This is a genomic window from Actinosynnema sp. NPDC002837 (assembly GCF_040295345.1).
Taxonomy (GTDB): Bacteria; Actinomycetota; Actinomycetes; order Mycobacteriales; family Pseudonocardiaceae; genus Actinosynnema.
The window spans coordinates 18,565-33,417 of record NZ_JBEOVG010000099.1; the positions used below are offsets into that span (position 1 = coordinate 18,565).

General features: G+C 70.6%; 15 protein-coding genes. 7 read left to right on the top strand and 8 right to left on the bottom strand.

Going from position 1 to position 14,853, the window contains the following annotated elements:
- Positions 1 to 97: 97 nt before the first annotated feature.
- Positions 98 to 1,468 carry an NsdA family TPR-like regulatory protein gene (locus ABTZ99_RS38315; RefSeq protein ID WP_499617986.1) on the top strand — a complete coding sequence of 457 codons (1,371 nt, stop codon included), beginning with the start codon at positions 98 to 100 and terminating at the stop codon, positions 1,466 to 1,468.
- 51 nt (positions 1,469 to 1,519) lie between these two features.
- Here the strand turns inward: ABTZ99_RS38315 and ABTZ99_RS38320 are convergent, their stop codons facing one another.
- Both ABTZ99_RS38320 and ABTZ99_RS38325 read right to left on the bottom strand, forming a co-directional pair.
- Positions 1,520 to 2,434, bottom strand: coding sequence for a mechanosensitive ion channel family protein (locus ABTZ99_RS38320; protein WP_498786591.1), 915 nt, complete (start codon positions 2,432 to 2,434; stop codon positions 1,520 to 1,522).
- A 21-nt stretch (positions 2,435 to 2,455) separates the two neighbouring features.
- Complete coding sequence (locus ABTZ99_RS38325; RefSeq protein ID WP_499617987.1) at positions 2,456 to 4,549, bottom strand: prolyl oligopeptidase family serine peptidase; 2,094 nt, start codon at positions 4,547 to 4,549, stop codon at positions 2,456 to 2,458.
- Between the two features lie 152 nt (positions 4,550 to 4,701).
- On the opposite strand from ABTZ99_RS38325, the gene ABTZ99_RS38330 reads away from it, so the two are divergent.
- On the top strand, positions 4,702 to 5,367 hold the full coding sequence (locus ABTZ99_RS38330; RefSeq protein WP_230565909.1) for an HNH endonuclease: 666 nt from the start codon (positions 4,702 to 4,704) through the stop codon (positions 5,365 to 5,367).
- A gap of 13 nt (positions 5,368 to 5,380) precedes the next feature.
- On the opposite strand, the gene ABTZ99_RS38335 is transcribed toward ABTZ99_RS38330, so the two are convergent.
- Positions 5,381 to 5,779, bottom strand: a complete 399-nt coding sequence (locus tag ABTZ99_RS38335; protein WP_498786572.1) for a hypothetical protein — start codon at positions 5,777 to 5,779, stop codon at positions 5,381 to 5,383.
- A gap of 485 nt (positions 5,780 to 6,264) precedes the next feature.
- On the opposite strand from ABTZ99_RS38335, the gene ctaJ reads away from it, so the two are divergent.
- Together ctaJ and ABTZ99_RS38345 are read left to right on the top strand one after the other, a co-directional pair.
- Positions 6,265 to 6,510, top strand: coding sequence for an aa3-type cytochrome oxidase subunit CtaJ (ctaJ, locus tag ABTZ99_RS38340; RefSeq protein ID WP_106615147.1), 246 nt, complete (start codon positions 6,265 to 6,267; stop codon positions 6,508 to 6,510).
- Positions 6,497 to 6,982, top strand: coding sequence for a DUF5130 family protein (locus ABTZ99_RS38345; protein ID WP_498786574.1), 486 nt, complete (start codon positions 6,497 to 6,499; stop codon positions 6,980 to 6,982). Before ctaJ ends, ABTZ99_RS38345 begins: the two co-directional genes overlap by 14 nt.
- A 56-nt stretch (positions 6,983 to 7,038) precedes the next feature.
- Here the strand turns inward: ABTZ99_RS38345 and ABTZ99_RS38350 are convergent, their stop codons facing one another.
- A complete protein-coding gene (locus tag ABTZ99_RS38350) occupies positions 7,039 to 7,200 on the bottom strand; it encodes a DUF397 domain-containing protein (RefSeq protein ID WP_499617988.1) in 162 nt (53 codons plus the stop codon).
- On the bottom strand, positions 7,197 to 8,039 hold the full coding sequence (locus tag ABTZ99_RS38355; protein WP_499617989.1) for a helix-turn-helix domain-containing protein: 843 nt from the start codon (positions 8,037 to 8,039) through the stop codon (positions 7,197 to 7,199). Before ABTZ99_RS38355 ends, ABTZ99_RS38350 begins: the two co-directional genes overlap by 4 nt.
- 214 nt (positions 8,040 to 8,253) lie before the next feature.
- On the opposite strand from ABTZ99_RS38355, the gene ABTZ99_RS38360 reads away from it, so the two are divergent.
- The gene (locus ABTZ99_RS38360; protein ID WP_498786579.1) at positions 8,254 to 9,132 is read left to right on the top strand and encodes a helix-turn-helix domain-containing protein; all 879 of its coding nucleotides are present in this window, start codon (positions 8,254 to 8,256) and stop codon (positions 9,130 to 9,132) included.
- 200 nt (positions 9,133 to 9,332) lie between these two features.
- Here ABTZ99_RS38360 and ABTZ99_RS38365 read toward each other — a convergent pair whose 3' ends face one another.
- From ABTZ99_RS38365 to pepN, 3 genes are all read right to left on the bottom strand, one after another.
- Entirely contained in the window at positions 9,333 to 9,644 is a 312-nt protein-coding gene (locus ABTZ99_RS38365) for a type II toxin-antitoxin system PemK/MazF family toxin (protein ID WP_498786581.1), read from the bottom strand.
- Positions 9,634 to 9,864: a hypothetical protein gene (locus ABTZ99_RS38370; protein WP_498786583.1), complete on the bottom strand. Its 231-nt coding sequence runs from the start codon at positions 9,862 to 9,864 to the stop codon at positions 9,634 to 9,636. Before ABTZ99_RS38370 ends, ABTZ99_RS38365 begins: the two co-directional genes overlap by 11 nt.
- Before the next feature lie 72 nt (positions 9,865 to 9,936).
- Positions 9,937 to 12,498, bottom strand: coding sequence for an aminopeptidase N (gene pepN / locus ABTZ99_RS38375; RefSeq protein WP_499617990.1), 2,562 nt, complete (start codon positions 12,496 to 12,498; stop codon positions 9,937 to 9,939).
- Positions 12,499 to 12,717: 219 nt separating this feature from the next.
- On the opposite strand from pepN, the gene ABTZ99_RS38380 reads away from it, so the two are divergent.
- Positions 12,718 to 13,341, top strand: a complete 624-nt coding sequence (locus ABTZ99_RS38380) for a mycothiol-dependent nitroreductase Rv2466c family protein (RefSeq protein WP_498786587.1) — start codon at positions 12,718 to 12,720, stop codon at positions 13,339 to 13,341.
- A 68-nt stretch (positions 13,342 to 13,409) separates the two neighbouring features.
- Positions 13,410 to 14,765 carry an aldehyde dehydrogenase family protein gene (locus tag ABTZ99_RS38385; RefSeq protein WP_499617991.1) on the top strand — a complete coding sequence of 452 codons (1,356 nt, stop codon included), beginning with the start codon at positions 13,410 to 13,412 and terminating at the stop codon, positions 14,763 to 14,765.
- Positions 14,766 to 14,853: the final 88 nt, after the last annotated feature.

Below are 14,853 nucleotides of genomic sequence, written 5' to 3' on the forward strand. Positions count from 1 at the left end.
TGGCGAAGCAGTGGCGGACCGCGCCGATCCGTGGTGAACCCGCCGCGCGCCACCGCATCCTGGGCGCGACATCTCCTGTCACGAGGGAGAACACGACATGGGCGAGGCCAACGAGGCGCTCCACCGCTGGTTCCGGCAAGGAGGGTGGACCCAGCTCGAACTCGCGCGCGCCGTCGGGCGGCTCGGCCGGACCCGGGGCTACAACGTCGCGCCGGACAGCTCACGGGTGCGGCGGTGGCTGGAGGGCGAACGGCCGCGGCACCCGGTGCCGGAGCTGTTGGCGGCGCTGTTCGCCGAACGGACGGGCAGGCCGTGCACGCCGGCGGACCTCGGCCTGGCCACGGCCTCGCCGACCCGCGATCAGGTCTCGTGGGACCACCGGGGCCTGGTCGCCACGTTGCAGGACTTCACCAGGAGCGATCTGATGATCAAACGCAGGGACGTGCTCGGCGCGACCGCCGCCCTGGCCACGGGCGCGGTCCTGGAAGGGCGCTTGACCGGGTGGCTGGACGCGGACGACGCGGCGCCGACCCCGGCACTGGGGCCGGGCCGCATCGGCACCGCGGAGATCGCCGAGATCGAGGCGGCGACCAGGACGTTCTGGGCCTGGGACGCCAAGCGCGGCGGCGGCCTGTACCGCGAGGCCGTGGTGGGGCAGCTCAAGGCGATGACCGACCTGCTCGACCACACCTACCCCGACGCGATCTCCCGCCGCCTGTTCCGCTCGACCGCCGACCTCGCCAGGCTGGCCGGCTGGATGTCGCACGACGTCGGCCTCCAGGCGACCGCGCAGCAGTACTTCACGCTGGCCCTGCACTGCGCCAAGCGGGCGCGGGACACCGGGCTGGGCGTCGAGGTGCTGTCCCGGATGGCGCGCCAGATGGTGCACGTGGGCAAACCCCGCGAGGCGCTGTCCCTGGTCGCGCTGGCCCGGCGCGGCTCGGGGAGCAGGCTGGGGCCGATGCCGGCGGCCATGCTCGCGACCTGCGAGGCCTGGGCGCACGCCGGCCTCGGTGACGTCCGTGCGGTGGACCGGGCGGTCGGCGTCGCGGAGGCGGACTTCGCGCGCGCCGACCCCTCCGAGACCCCCGCGTGGCTGTCCTACTTCGACCGGGCCGGGCTGGAGGGCATGGCGGCCCTGTCGTACCGGACCGTGGCCGAACACCGACCGGGCGTCGAGCGGAGGGCCGAACCGCACCTCGTCGAGGCGCTGCGCCTGCGCCGCGACTCCTACCAGCGGTCGAACCTGTTCGACGTGATCTCCCTGCTGGGCGTCCGCGTGCTGCAGGGCGAGCACGCCGAGGCGAACCGCCTGGCGGCCGACCTGCTGAGCCCGGCCGGGCGCATCAGCTCGACCAGGACCTTCGACCGGATCAAGGTCGTCCGCGACCGGGCCGTGGCCGACGCCGCCCGCTCGAAGGAGGCGCGGTCGCTGGCCGACACGCTCGCCACGGTGATCGCGGCCTGAGCGGCTGCCGGGTGGTCGGGCAGCAGCACGGCGGCTCCTGCCCGACCACCGTCAGGAGGACTTCAGGGAGATGCCCGCCTCGTCCAGCGCCGGCATCAGCTTGGCTCTCAGGGCGCGCTGGACGGCCCACTGGCGGCCCGGCCGGACCTTCACCGTCACCCGCATGGTGATGCCCTCCGGCGTGACCTTCTCCACGCCGAGCACCTGCGGCTTGTCGATGACGTCCTTGGCCAGGACCTCCTCGCCCGTCGCGTCCTCCACGGCCTTGGTCAGCACCTCGCTGGCCGACGCCAGGTTCGCGCCGTACCCGAGCGGCAGGTCGACGACGGCCACGGCGAAGCCCTGCGAGGAGTTGCCGACCCGCAGGATCTCGCCGTTGCGGACGTACCAGACGGTGCCGTTGGTGTCGCGGATCGTGGTGATCCGCAGCGCGACCGACTCGACCGTGCCGGTCGCGGGGCCTAGGTCGACCACGTCGCCGACGCCGTACTGGTCCTCCAACATCATGAACATGCCGGACAGGAAGTCCTTGACCAGGTTCTGCGCGCCGAAACCGATGGCGACGCCGAGGATGCCCGCCGAGGTCAGGATCGGCGCGGGGTTCATGCCCAGCTCGGTGAGGACCTGGATGAACGCCACCCCGAACACGATGATCGTGACGAACGACTTGAGCACCGAGCCGATGGTCTTGGCCCGCTGCTCGCGCCGCTCGGAGACCAGCGCGCCCAGCGCCTGGGGAGCGCGCTCCCGCAGCGGCTTGAGCAACTTGGGCTTGCGACCCCCGTTGCCCCGGGTCATCCGGTCGATCAGCCGGCGGAGCAGGTAGCGGACCACGACGGCGATGATCAGCGTCAACGCGATCCGCAAGGCGCCCTCGGCGATCTTCGGCCCGTTGACCTCCCACCACGCGACGGCGAAGGCCGCCTCCACGTTGAACACCGGTGACGGCGTCGGCTCCACGTCCAGCACCTGCTCAGTCCTCCACTCTCACAACTCCAGGCCGGTCGCCCAGGCCAAGAAGGTCAACTGGTCCACGGCCAGGCCCACCGATCGGCTCACCGATCGGCCCGCGTGCCCCACCTCGGTCTCGCGGCGGAGCAGCACCGGGTGCTTGGTCGGATCACTCGACGTCGCGTGCTGCAGTGCCGCGCACATCTTCCGGGCGTGGTTGGGGTCCACGCGGCTGTCCGACTCGAAGACCGTGAACAGCACCGAAGGGTACTCAACTCCCGGCCGCACCCGGTGGTACGGGGAGTAGGCCAGCAGCCACGCCAGCTCTTCGGGCACGGCCGCCGAGCCGTACTCCTCCGCCCAGAGCCGCCCCAGCAGGAAGTTCTCGTACCGCACCATGTCCAGCAGTGGCGCTGAGCACACCACCGCCGCGTAGAGCTCCGGCCGCTGCGTCAACGCCGCCCCGACGAGCAGCCCGCCGTTCGACCCACCCATGATCGACAACTGCTCCGGCGTGGTCCACCCGTCGCGGATCAACCGCTCGGCCGCCGCGTGGAAGTCGTCGAACACGTTCTGCTTGCGCTCCCGCATCCCCGCCCGGTGCCATTCCTCACCCTCCTCGTCGCCGCCGCGCAACGACGCGTGCGCCCACACGCCGCCCGCCTCGACCCACGCCAACGTGGTCGCGCTGTACCCCGGCCCGCGACCCACCGCGAACCCGCCGTACCCGGTCAGCAACGCCGGCCGGGGCAGGTCCGGGTGCTGCTTGCCGGACACCACGAACATTCGCACGACCGTGCCGTCGGCCGACGTGTACGAGACCTGTTGTGTGGACAACTCCGGCAGGGACACCGTTCCGGGCGCCGCCGCCTCCAGCTCCGTCCGGCCGGTCGACAGCGAGTACCGGTACACCGACAAGGGCGTGATGAAGTCGGACCACCCGAACCACAGCACGTCCCGGTCCGCAACGGTCAGCTCGTCGACTGTGGACAACCCGTGCAACGACCCCGTGCCGGGCAGCGGGACCTCCCGCAGGTGCTCGCCGGTCGCGGGGGAGTGCAGGTGCAGTTCCGACACCGCGTGCCGGGTCCGCAGCAGCACCAGCGACCCGTCCAGCCACGTCACCGCGTCCAGCACCGAGTCCGGCTGCTCGCCGACCAGCTCGGTCCACTCGGTCGGGGCCGCCGGGTCGGCCACGCACACCCGGAACCGGGGCGCGTCCCGGCTGGTCCGCAGGTAGAGCCGCCCGTCCGGGGCGACCCACGCCGAGCACTGCACGTCGTCGGAGTCGCGCACGACCGGCGTCAGCTCGCCCGAGCCGTGCAGGTCGGCGATCCACACCGAGTCGCGCCGCACGGTGCCGGGCGCGCCGTTCACCACCAGCCACCGGCCGTCCTCCGACAGCGACAGCCCGTAGTAGTAGGTGTGGTCCAGTCCGTCGCCGTGCACGTTCACGTCGTCGGACGCGGGCGTGCCCACCCGGTGCCGCCACACCCGCCGGTGGAACTGCCGCTCGTCCTCGGGCACCAGCGCGGGGTCGATCCGCCGCACGTAGAAGAACTCCTCGCCACCGGGCAGCCAGCCGACCGGCGAGTACCGGCACCGGTCGATCGGGCCGTCCAGCAGCTCGCCCGTGTCGACGTCCACGACGTGCAGCAACGAGTGCTCGTCACCGCCCACGGACACCTGGTAGGCCAGCCGCGTGCCCTCGCGGGACGGCGACCACCGGTCGAGGGTCGTCCGCCCGGACGGGTCCAGCCGCGACACGTCCAGCAGCACCCGCTCCACGCCGTCCACCCGCACGTACAGCACGGGGTGGTCCTCGTCCGGCCCGCGGCGCGTGTAGAACGCCCGCCCGGCCCGCCACACCGGCGTGCCGACGGAACCGGTCCGCATCAGCTCACCCAATCGGGCGGCGAGCGCGTCCCGGCCGGGCATCGCGTCCAGCCACGACCGCGCCACCCCGTCCTGCGCGTCCGACCACGCGGCCGTTCGGGGGTCCGCAGGGTCTTCGAGCCAGCGGTACGGGTCGGGGACCGCGTGTCCGTGCAGGTCGTCGACGAGGTCGAGCCGCGGTGCGGCGGGGTAGGTGATCGTCGCAGGCAGCGCTGCGCGGGAGGCATCGGTCACCTCGCCGAGCGTAGCCCGCGTGATGAAAACCATGTCCGATAGGGGGCCGTTCACCCAAGTTTCGGCCTCGGCTTCGTGACACGTCACATATCACAGGTGATTTTTGGGGTCGATCTGTGGTCTGCTAGGCCTGAACCGGTGGAGGTGGTCGCGTGCCAGACCGACAACCCACCCCGATCGGCGCCCTGGTGAACGCCGGGATCGCGTCGTCGGTGCCGTCCGGCCAAAAACAGCTCGCGCTGAACACCGTGCACACTGTGGCCGACGGCCAGGGGGCCGGTCCGGCGCCCGTGGTGTTGCCCTGGGGAAGACGCAAGGTCCTGCTGCTCAACGCCACGTTCGAACCGCTCACCGCGTTGCCCCTGCGGCGCGCGGTGGTCCTCGTCGTGTGCGGGAAGGCCGAGGTCGTGCACGGTGACCCCGCCGGGGCCGTCGTCCACTCCTCGACGTCCGAGGTCGTCGTCCCGTCGGTGATCCGGCTGGCGAACTACGTGCGCGTGCCCTACCGGGGCCGGGTCCCGCTCACGCGGGCCGGGCTGATGCACCGGGACCGGTACCGCTGCGCGTACTGCGGCGGACGCGCGGAGACGATCGACCACGTGGTGCCGCGCAGCCGGGGCGGCCCCCACTCGTGGACCAACTGCGTCGCCTGCTGCGCGAAGTGCAACCACCGCAAGGCCGACAAGCTCCTCTCGGAGCTCGGCTGGCGCCTGCGCGTGGTGCCCAACGCGCCCCGCGGGCCGCACTGGCGGCTGCTGGCCGGCGTCACCGAGGCCGACCCGCTGTGGCTGCCCTACCTCGGCGAGCCCGCGGCTTAGCGCCCGCTCCTCCTCACGCCGCCAGGACGTAGTCCCGGGGGTCGTCCGTGATGCGCACGGAGTCGTCGGTGATGCGCACGGAGTCGTCCGTGATGCGCACCGAGTCGTCGGTGATGCGCACCGATCCCGAGGTGATCCGGACCGAGCCCGCCATCGTGATGCGCACGGAGTCCGCGTCCGACCCGGTGATCCGGACGGAATCGGACTCCGACGCCGTGATCCGGACGGAGTCGTCCGTGGCCGAGGTGATGCGGACGGAGCCCTGAGAGGTGATCCGAACGGAGTCGTCGGAGGTGATGCGCACCGACTCGGCGAGCGTGGCCTGAGGCTGAACAGTGGTAACGCTCTGCTCCGATTGGGTGTACGACGAAAGGGTGAGGGCGGCGACCAGAACAAGGTTCATGGTGTACATGTCGTGTCCTCCGAGACTCATCGGGCGGGTATTGGTCTCCGGAATCGGATGCGCAAGACCCGTACAGGTGAAAAGCTAGAAGCCGAGTGGGCCCAGGACAAGACGCCAAACCGGCCGCCATTCGCCTCCGTCCGGGGGAAGGCCGACCGGGTGTACGGACTGCGACGATCGAGCACCGGAGCTGGTACATCCGGCACCGATGGACACCGAGCGTGACGTCGTCGCAGGTAGGACGTCAGGCAGCTCACAGGGCGCTATGCCACGTGCCAGGGCCCATCCCCGTCACGGTCACGTGCGCGCGGCCCCGGTCGGCGTCCCACCACGTGGTCACCGCCGTACGCGTGATCGCCGGGCACGCCCGCGGGGCCGCGTTCACAGTTGGAAGGGGCCGCCGGAGGCCCCGCGCACACCGCCCGACCCACACCAGTGCGGAAACGGGTGCCCTCACCCCGACCTGACCTGGACGATCGGTTACCGTAACCGGCGTGACCATCGTGGAGACCGTGCTCGTCTTCGCGCTGATCCCGCTGGCCATCTACGGCGTGATCACGCTACTGACGCTGAGGCCGAAGGCCACCCGCATTCAGCGGTACCGCCCGGGCCAGGAGTGGAACTACGCCCCCGTCTGGTGGACGGCGAACCCCGCGGGCCTGCCCGGCGGCGCGCACCAGGCCGTCACGGCGCCGGCCGAGGGCCGCACCGCAAAGGGAGGTGCCCGTGGCAACTGGTGAGCTGACGAGGGTGGACGTCGACCCGTCGACGCTGGAGGTCGGCGCGGTCGTGACCAACAGCGGCCGGGTGTCCGCCGCGAAGATGTACGAGCCGCACGCGCCGGGCCTGCCGTTCACGCCGGTGCAGCTGTCGAGCCTGGACGAGGCGCTGACGCTGGCCAGCCGCACCACCGGGTTGGACTTCAGCGTCTACCTCGGCGAGCTGGGCGCGGACCCGCGGGCGAAGGCCGAGGAGTTGCACGCCGCCACCGTGCGACCCACGCACGCCGTGCTGGTCGCCGTGTCACCCGGTGAACGCCGGGTGGAGGTGGTGACGGGCGAGGAGTCCAACCGCCGCATCGCCGACCGCGGCGCGAAGCTCGCGGTGATGAGCATGGTCGCGTCCTTCAAGGAGGGCGACCTGTCCGGCGGCCTGGTGAGCGGCCTGCGGATGCTGACCGACCAGGCGGGCACGGCTCCCAAGCACGTCTGACGACCCCCGAACGACGAAGTGAAGGCCCCGGCGCACACCCGCCGGGGCCTTCGCGTTCACCGGGCCTTGAGCGCGTCCACGAACGCCTTCAGCCGTGCCGGGCTGACACCCAGCACGACCGAGGGGTTCTTGCTGTCCCGCACCGCGCCGAGGTGGTTCGCCACCTCGACGCAGTCGCCGCTCGCGCTCTTGCCGGACTTCTTCCACCGAAGTGTCATGCGACTCCCGTCGTCCGCTGCACCTCCTTCGCGATGACCTCGAAGGACCGTTCCGGGCTCATCGCGACCTTCAGCAACTCTGGCACGGACCGCTCGAAACCGGCTACCGCCTCGGTTTCCTGCACGAAGACGGCGCTGACGGGGTTCTCCAGGTGCACGAACGACGTGCCGTCACACTTGATCAGCTGGAACGAGCCGCAGAGCCCTGGGTGCCAACCCGTCGCGGTGGGCACGATCCGCAGGTCGACGTTCTCGTGGGCGCTCATCATCAGCAGGTGGTCGAACTGCTCGGCCATGACCGCGGGGCCGCCGACCGTCTGGCTCAGCACGCCCTCGCCGATCAAGGCGGTGTAGCGGACGGGGTTGCGGCGCGTGAGGATGTCGCGTCGGCCCATCCGGACCGCGACCCTGGTGGCGATCTCCTCGTGGGGTACGGGAACGGCCTCCATGATCGTGCGCGTGTAGGAGCTGACCTGGAGCAGTCCGGGGATGATCAACGGCGACCAGCTGACGATCTCCTTGGCCATCTGCTCGACCTCCACGAGCGCGGCGATCTGCGTCCGGCGCTCGGGCAGTTCGATCACCGCGAGAGGTGATCCACTCGGATCTTCGGTCATCGCCAGGATTTCTTCGCGATCCCGATCGGTGATGTCGAGCGGCTCGAGGATGCGGATGACCTCGGAGCGGGTCGGGACGCGCTGGCCGCTTTCGTTGCGCGAGAGCAACGAATGTACGACGCCAATCTTCCTCGCGAGTGCGCGTTGACTGAGGTTATTGGCCTCGCGGACGTTGCGCAAACGCGCGCCCAAAGCGATGGATTTCGAGGTGTTGCGGTTCATGGAAATGCATCTTAAAGCGGGACCAGTGGTCAAGTCTCTCGCTCGAAAAGGGGATTGACCAGGTGTTGCGGGCCGGACAAGGTGTTGTGCACCAGAGCTTCCGACCAGCCCGCACACTGGTCGGACATGCGCGGCGAGTGGTGCAGCGCGCGACGGGACTTCGCAGCGCACACCACTCGCCGCGCCCTTTGCAGACGTGCGTCAAGGGGGTTTCATGGAGTCCGAAGAAAGGCCGTCCGCGCGGCTGAGCACGGCCCGCAGCCGGGAATTGGGCGAGGAATTGCGCCGCGTCCGGCACCGGGCCCGGATGTCGTCGGCATTCGTCGCCGACGCGCTCGGCTGGTCGTTGGGCAAGCTGTCGAAACTCGAAACCGGCACGCGCGGCACGAGTCCGTGGGAGATCGGGACGCTGCTGGGCCGGTGCGGCGCGGACAAGGCGACCCGCGACCGGGTCCTGGCGATCGCCAGCGAGGTCGACGCGGGCAACTTCCTGCGCCGGCACGACCCGTGGCCGGACACGCTCACGGCGCTGTCCGTGCACGAGCACGTGGCCCGCACGGTGACGACCTACGAGCCGCTGGTCGTGCCGAGCCTGGCGCAGACCGAGGACTACGCGTACGCCTTGACCAAGGACCGGGACCTGACGGAGGCGCGCATGTCGCGGCAGGACGCGTTGCGCAGGCCGGGCGGGCCGGAGACGGTGATCTACATCCACGAGGCGGCGTTGCGGATCGTGGTCGGCGACGCGAGGGTCATGCGCGACCAGATGCTGCGCCTGACGTTGATGTGCGGCTGGTCGCGCATCAGCCCGCGGATCATCCCGATGAGCGCGCCGTCGCACACCTACCTGCGCCACTCCGGGACCCTGCTGACGTTCTCGTCGCCGGTCAAGCCGCTGGCCTACGCGGAGACCGAGACGGCGACGGTGTTCCACGACGACCCGACCGCGATCGACGCCTACGAGGCCAAGATGCGCCAGCTGGAGCGCGTGGTCCTGAGCCCGGCCCACTCACGCGACGTGTTCGCCCGCTGGGCCGACGCCTACGACCGCGACCACCGCTCCGCGCCGGACGCGAAACGGAGCAGCGCCTGAAGCGCTGCCCCGTTCACCTCGACGCCGTCACCAGGTCCGAAGCCATCACCACGCACGCAGCGGCTCCGCGCACGTCACACGTCGAACCTCAGGACCGGTCGAACTCCTGGGCCGCCAGGGCGCGCACGATGCCCGCACGGCCCTCCGACACCAGTCGGCGCGGTACCGCGCCACGAACGGTCGGAGCGGCACCGCCCAGTTCACAGGTCGAGCACGATGCGAAGAGCGGTATCCACCTCGTTCATCTCGTGCAGGGACAACCTTCCGGCTCGATCACCCAAGCGTTGGGGGTCGATGGCCGTTGTCTGTTCTACGAGCACTCGAGTGGGCTGCCCGTTCAGTTCGATCTCAGGGCGGAACGACGCCGGTCGAGCCGAGGTGGAGGTCGGCGCGACGAGCCACGTGCTCAACGGGAGCGCGTTCGACTGGACGACGACCGCGTAGCGACTGCCTTGCTGCTCGTGCCCGGTAGCGTTGCGCGGCGCCCGAAGGCGGTAGACCTCACCACGCACGCAGTGGCTCCAAGTCGGCGAGTACGGCCCTTGCTTCCGCCACGTCCTCGGGGTCGGCTGCCAACGCGAGCGCTTCCTCGCGCAATGCCTCGGCCTGCTGCACCTTCGCGGCCAGGAGCAGGGCCTCGCGGATCGCGGCTGAAGCGCTGCGGCCATCGGCCGTCAATCTCTCCAGTGCCCGTTCCGTCTCGGTGTCCGGGCGAAAAGTGATGGTGCCCATGTGGGGAGTGTACTACGACTTGTGTGACGTGCGGTGACACGACCGGGTGCACCGCACGTCACACGTCGAACCTCAGGACCGGTCGAACTCCTGGGCCGCCAGGGCGCGCACGATGCCCGCACGGCCCTCCGACACCAGTCGGCGCAGGGCCGGCGGGCGTTCTTCGGCCAGCCACTCGTCGGCCGCCGTGACCGTCTCCTTCGAGATCGACCACGACGGGAACAGGCCGACGACCATGGACTGCGCCCGCTCGCTCGACCGGCGCTCCCACACGTCGGCCACGTCGGCGAAGTACCGCGCGACGAACGGCTGGAGCAGCGCCTTCTGGCCGGGGTGCTGGATGCCCGCGATGATCGCCTCCGACACCGCGTTCGGCAGCTCGTCGTCGTTCACCGCGCGGTCCCACGCCTCGGTCTTCGCCTCGATCGTCGGCCGCAGCGCGCGGGCCGACTCGGCCTTGCGGCGACCGGTGGCGGTGGGGTCGCGCTCCTCCTCGGCCCGGATCTCGTCCAGCCCGGCGGCGCCGTGCGCGACCAGCGCGTGCAGCAGCCGCCACCGCAGGTCGGTGTCCACGTCGAGGCCGTCGAGCACGTCCGTGCCGTCCAGCCAGCCGCGCACGACCTCCTGCGTCGCGGAGTCGAGCACGGACCCGGCCAGGGAGTTGACGAACGCCAGCTGGTGGTCCGAACCGGGCTCGGCGGCACGGGCCAGCTCCAGGACCCGCGTGGTGAACCGCCGCCAGCCCTCGTCGCGCCACGACACGTCCGCGTACGACGACAGCGCCGTCTGCGCCTGCAGCAGCAGCCGCTGCACGACGCCGACCTCGGTCTCCGCGTGCAGGCCGCCGAGCACCAGGTTCACGAAGTCGCGCGCCTTCAGCTCGGCCTCGCGCGTCATCTCCCACGCCGCCGACCAGCACAGCGTGCGCGGCAGCGGCTCGGCGATGTCGGCGATGTGGTCGATCAGCGACGCCAGCGAGTCGGCGTCCAGGCGCATCGTGCAGTAGGTGAGGTCGTCGTCGTTGACCAGCACCAGCTTGCCGCGCGGCACGCCGACCAGCTCGGGGACCTCGGTCCGCTCGCCGGACACGTCCAGCTCCACCCGGTGCGTGCGCACGAGCTTGCCGTCGGCGTCCGCGTCGTACACGCCGATCGCCAACCGGTGCGTGCGCAGCTCGCCCGCGCCCGGCCGCGCGCCGCCCTGGAGCACGGCGAACTCGGTGAACCTGCCCTGGGAGTCGACCGAGTACTTGGGTCGCAGCAGGTTCAGGCCGGTGGTCTCCAGCCACTGCGCGCTCCACCACGACAGGTCGCGGCCGGACGCCTCTTCGAGCGCGTTGAGCAGGTCGGCCAGCGTCGCGTTGCCCCAGGCGTGCTTGCCGAAGTACACCCGCAGGCCGGACAGGAAGTTCTCCAGGCCGACGTAGGCCACCAGCTGCTTGAGCACCGAGGCGCCCTTGGCGTAGGTGATGCCGTCGAAGTTGACCTCGACCGCCTGCAGGTCCGGGATGTCGGCGGCCACGGGGTGCGTGGACGGCAGCTGGTCCTGCCGGTAGGCCCACGACTTCTCGATCTTGGCGAACGTCGTCCACGCCTGCCGGTACTCGGTCGCCTCGGCCTGCGCCAGCACCGACGCCCAGGTGGCGAACGACTCGTTCAGCCACAGGTCGTCCCACCAGCGCATGGTCACCAGGTCGCCGAACCACATGTGCGCCATCTCGTGCAGCACGGTCTCGGCACGGCGTTCGTACAGGTAGCGGGTGACGCGGCTGCGGAAGACGTAGTCCTCCAGGAACGTGACGCAGCCCGCGTTCTCCATCGCGCCCGCGTTGAACTCGGGCACGAAGCACTGGTCGTACTTGCCGAACGGGTACGTGACCCCGAACGCCTTGTGGAAGAAGCCGAAACCCTGCTTGGTCTCGGTGAACAGCCGCTCGGCGTCCATGTGCGGCGCGAGCGACGCGCGGCAGTAGATGCCGAGCGGGATCGTGGTGTCGCCGTCCTGGAACTCGTCGCGCCACTCGGCGTAAGGACCGGCGACCAGCGCGACCAGGTACGTCGACATGGGCTTGGTGGTGGCGAAGACGTGCACGTCCGCACCGCCCGAACCGTCCATAGTGGACTCGATCGCCGCGTTGGAGACGACCTTCCAGTGGTGCGGCGCGGTCACCGTGAGCTGGTAGACCGACTTCAGGTCGGGCTGGTCGAAGCAGGCGAACATGCGCTTGGCGTCCGCCGTCTCGAACTGCGAGTACAGGTACACCTCGCCGTCGACCGGGTCGACGAACCGGTGCAGGCCCTCGCCGGTGTTCATGTACCGGCAGTCGGCCTCGACCGTCAGCTCGTTGACCTCGGCCAGGTCGGGCAGGTGGATGCCGTCTTCCTCGCGGTAGGAGGAGACGTCCAGCTCGTGCCCGTTGAGCACGGCGCGGTGGACATTGGCGGCCACGACGTCGACCCACGAGGACGCGCCGGGCGTCTGGCTGCGGAAGGCAACCGTCGTGGTCGAGCGGAACGTGTCCGAGCCGGGCTTTCCGCCACCGTCGGTCAGGTCCAGCTCGATCCGGTAGGAATCGACCTCCAGCAGCGAGGCCCGCTGCTGCGCCTGGTCGCGGGTGAGGTTGGGTGCCGCCACTGGTCACCTCGTCTGCCGCCGCCACGGGACCTCGGCGTCGGCGTCGTCGGAACGGGTATGGGTGTCGAGTCGGTGAACACGACAGTCGCATCCAATCACGTGGGACCCCCGGAAGTGGACTGGCGTCCGAGGGAAGACTGCGCGTGGTGGGCTGGTTGAGCACGATGGAAGCGCCGGACCCGGCGCACCGCTCACGAACAGCCACGGAGGGAACACCGCATGTCGACAGAGGGACGTACGAAGGTCGACTTCTACTTCGACCCGATCTGCCCGTTCGCGTGGATCTCGTCCCGGTGGATCCTCGAGGTGGAGAAGCAGCGCGACCTCGACCTGAACTTCCGCGTGATGAGCCTGTCCGTGCTCAACGAGGACCGGGACCTGCCGGCCGACTACCGCGACATGATGGACCGCGGCTGGGGGCCGGTGCGCGTCGCCATCGCCGCGGCCAAGCTCAAGGGCGACGGCGTGCTGCGCGACCTCTACACCGCGCTCGGCACCCGGATCCACAACGAGGGCCTGGGCAGCACGCGTGACTATGACCAGGCCATCAAGCTCGCGCTGGAGGACGTGGACCTGCCCGCGGAGCTGGCCGAGGCCGCGCACACCGACGAGCACGACGAGGAGCTGCGGGCCAGCCACCACCGCGGCATGGACCCGGTGGGCATGGACGTCGGCACGCCGACGATCCACATCGACGGCGTGGCGTTCTTCGGGCCCGTGCTCACCAAGATCCCGCGTGGCGAGGACGCGGTGAAGGTGTTCGACGGCGCGCGGGCGTTGGCGGGCTTCCCGTACTTCTTCGAGCTCAAGCGCACCCGGACCGGGGGTCTGGACTTCTCCTGACGCGTCCGGTGTGACACTCTGGGGCAAAGTTCGTCTTGGAGTGTCACACCGTTCTCGGGGAGTCCGCAGTGATCGAGGTCGTCAACCCGACCACCGAAGAGGTCGTCGGCACGGTCCCCGCCGGCACGCCCGACGCCGTGGACGCCGCCGTGACCAGGGCCGTCGCCGCGTTCCCGGCGTGGTCGGCGACGTCGCCGGACTCCCGGCTCGCCCTCGTGCGGGCGGTCGCGGACGCCATCGAGGCGCGGGCGGCGGAGTTCGCCGCGACCATGACGGCCGAGATGGGCACCCCGGCCACGTTCGCGTCACGGGTGCAGGTGCCGAACCCGGTGGGCATCGCGCGCGGCGTGGCGGACGTGCTCGCCGCCGGGTACTTCGACGGTGCGGAGATCGGGAACTCGCTCGTGCTGCGGGAGCCGGTCGGCGTGGTCGCGGCCATCACGCCGTGGAACTTCCCGTTGCAGCAGATGGTGGCCAAGGTCGTGCCCGCGCTGGCGGCCGGGAACGTGGTCGTGCTCAAGCCGAGCGAGCTGGCGCCCCTCACGGCCGACCTGCTCGCTTCGGTGCTCCACGACGTCGGCGTGCCCGAGGGCGTGTTCTCCCTGGTCCACGGCACGGGGCCGGTGGTCGGCGAGGCGTTGGCCAGTCACCCGATGGTGGACATGGTGTCGTTCACCGGTTCGACGCGGGCCGGTCGGCGGGTGTCCGCGCTGGCCGCCGAGACGGTGAAGCGGGTGGCGTTGGAGCTGGGCGGCAAGTCGGCGAACGTGGTGCTCGACGACGCCGACCTGACCCGTGCGGTGAAGATCGGCGTGGGCAACGCGTACATGAACAACGGCCAGGCGTGCAGCGCGTGGACCCGCTTGCTGGTGCCCGCTTCCCGGCACGACGAGGCGGTGGAGATCGCGGTCGCCGCCGCGGCCAAGTACGAGCCCGCCGATCCGGCCCTCCCGACGACCCGCATGGGTCCGGCGGTGTCGGCCGCGCAGCGCGACCGCGTCGTCGGCTACATCGAGCGCGGCATCTCCGAAGGGGCGAAGCTCGCCCTCGGCGGCCCTTCCCGACCTCTCGACCGCGGCTTCTTCGTCACGCCGACCGTGTTCGGCGGCGTCCGGCCGGGCATGGCGATCGCGCAGGAGGAGATCTTCGGCCCGGTGCTGTCCGTCATGCCCTACGCGGACGAGGACGACGCCGTGCGGATCGCGAACTCCACCATCTACGGCCTGGGCGGCGCGGTGTTCTCCGCGGACACCGACCGCGCCCTCGCCGTGGCCAAGCGCTTGCGCACCGGCCAGGTGGACATCAACGGCGCCGCGTTCAACACCAGCGCCCCGTTCGGCGGCTACCGCCAGTCGGGCAACGGCCGCGAGTTCGGCCCCCACGGCCTGGACGAGTTCACCGAGCTGAAGTCCATCCAGCGCTAGCGCCTGTTTCACAAGTCTCGTTCGATGAGAGTCGCGCCTGAGGTGGTTCCCGGCGGTGCGGCCGAATGGGCCGCATACCGCTGTTGTA

Bases quoted from the DNA above. Each gene is read 5' to 3' on its own strand.
- ABTZ99_RS38370 (WP_498786583.1), bottom strand. From the start codon at position 9,864: ATGGGCACCATCACTTTTCGCCCGGACACCGAGACGGAACGGGCACTG.
- ABTZ99_RS38350 (WP_499617988.1), bottom strand. From the start codon at position 7,200: ATGACACTTCGGTGGAAGAAGTCCGGCAAGAGCGCGAGCGGCGACTGC.
- ABTZ99_RS38380 (WP_498786587.1), top strand. From the start codon at position 12,718: ATGTCGACAGAGGGACGTACGAAGGTCGACTTCTACTTCGACCCGATC.
- ABTZ99_RS38360 (WP_498786579.1), top strand. From the start codon at position 8,254: ATGGAGTCCGAAGAAAGGCCGTCCGCGCGGCTGAGCACGGCCCGCAGC.
- ABTZ99_RS38315 (WP_499617986.1), top strand. From the start codon at position 98: ATGGGCGAGGCCAACGAGGCGCTCCACCGCTGGTTCCGGCAAGGAGGG.
- ABTZ99_RS38355 (WP_499617989.1), bottom strand. From the start codon at position 8,039: ATGAACCGCAACACCTCGAAATCCATCGCTTTGGGCGCGCGTTTGCGC.
- ABTZ99_RS38335 (WP_498786572.1), bottom strand. From the start codon at position 5,779: ATGTACACCATGAACCTTGTTCTGGTCGCCGCCCTCACCCTTTCGTCG.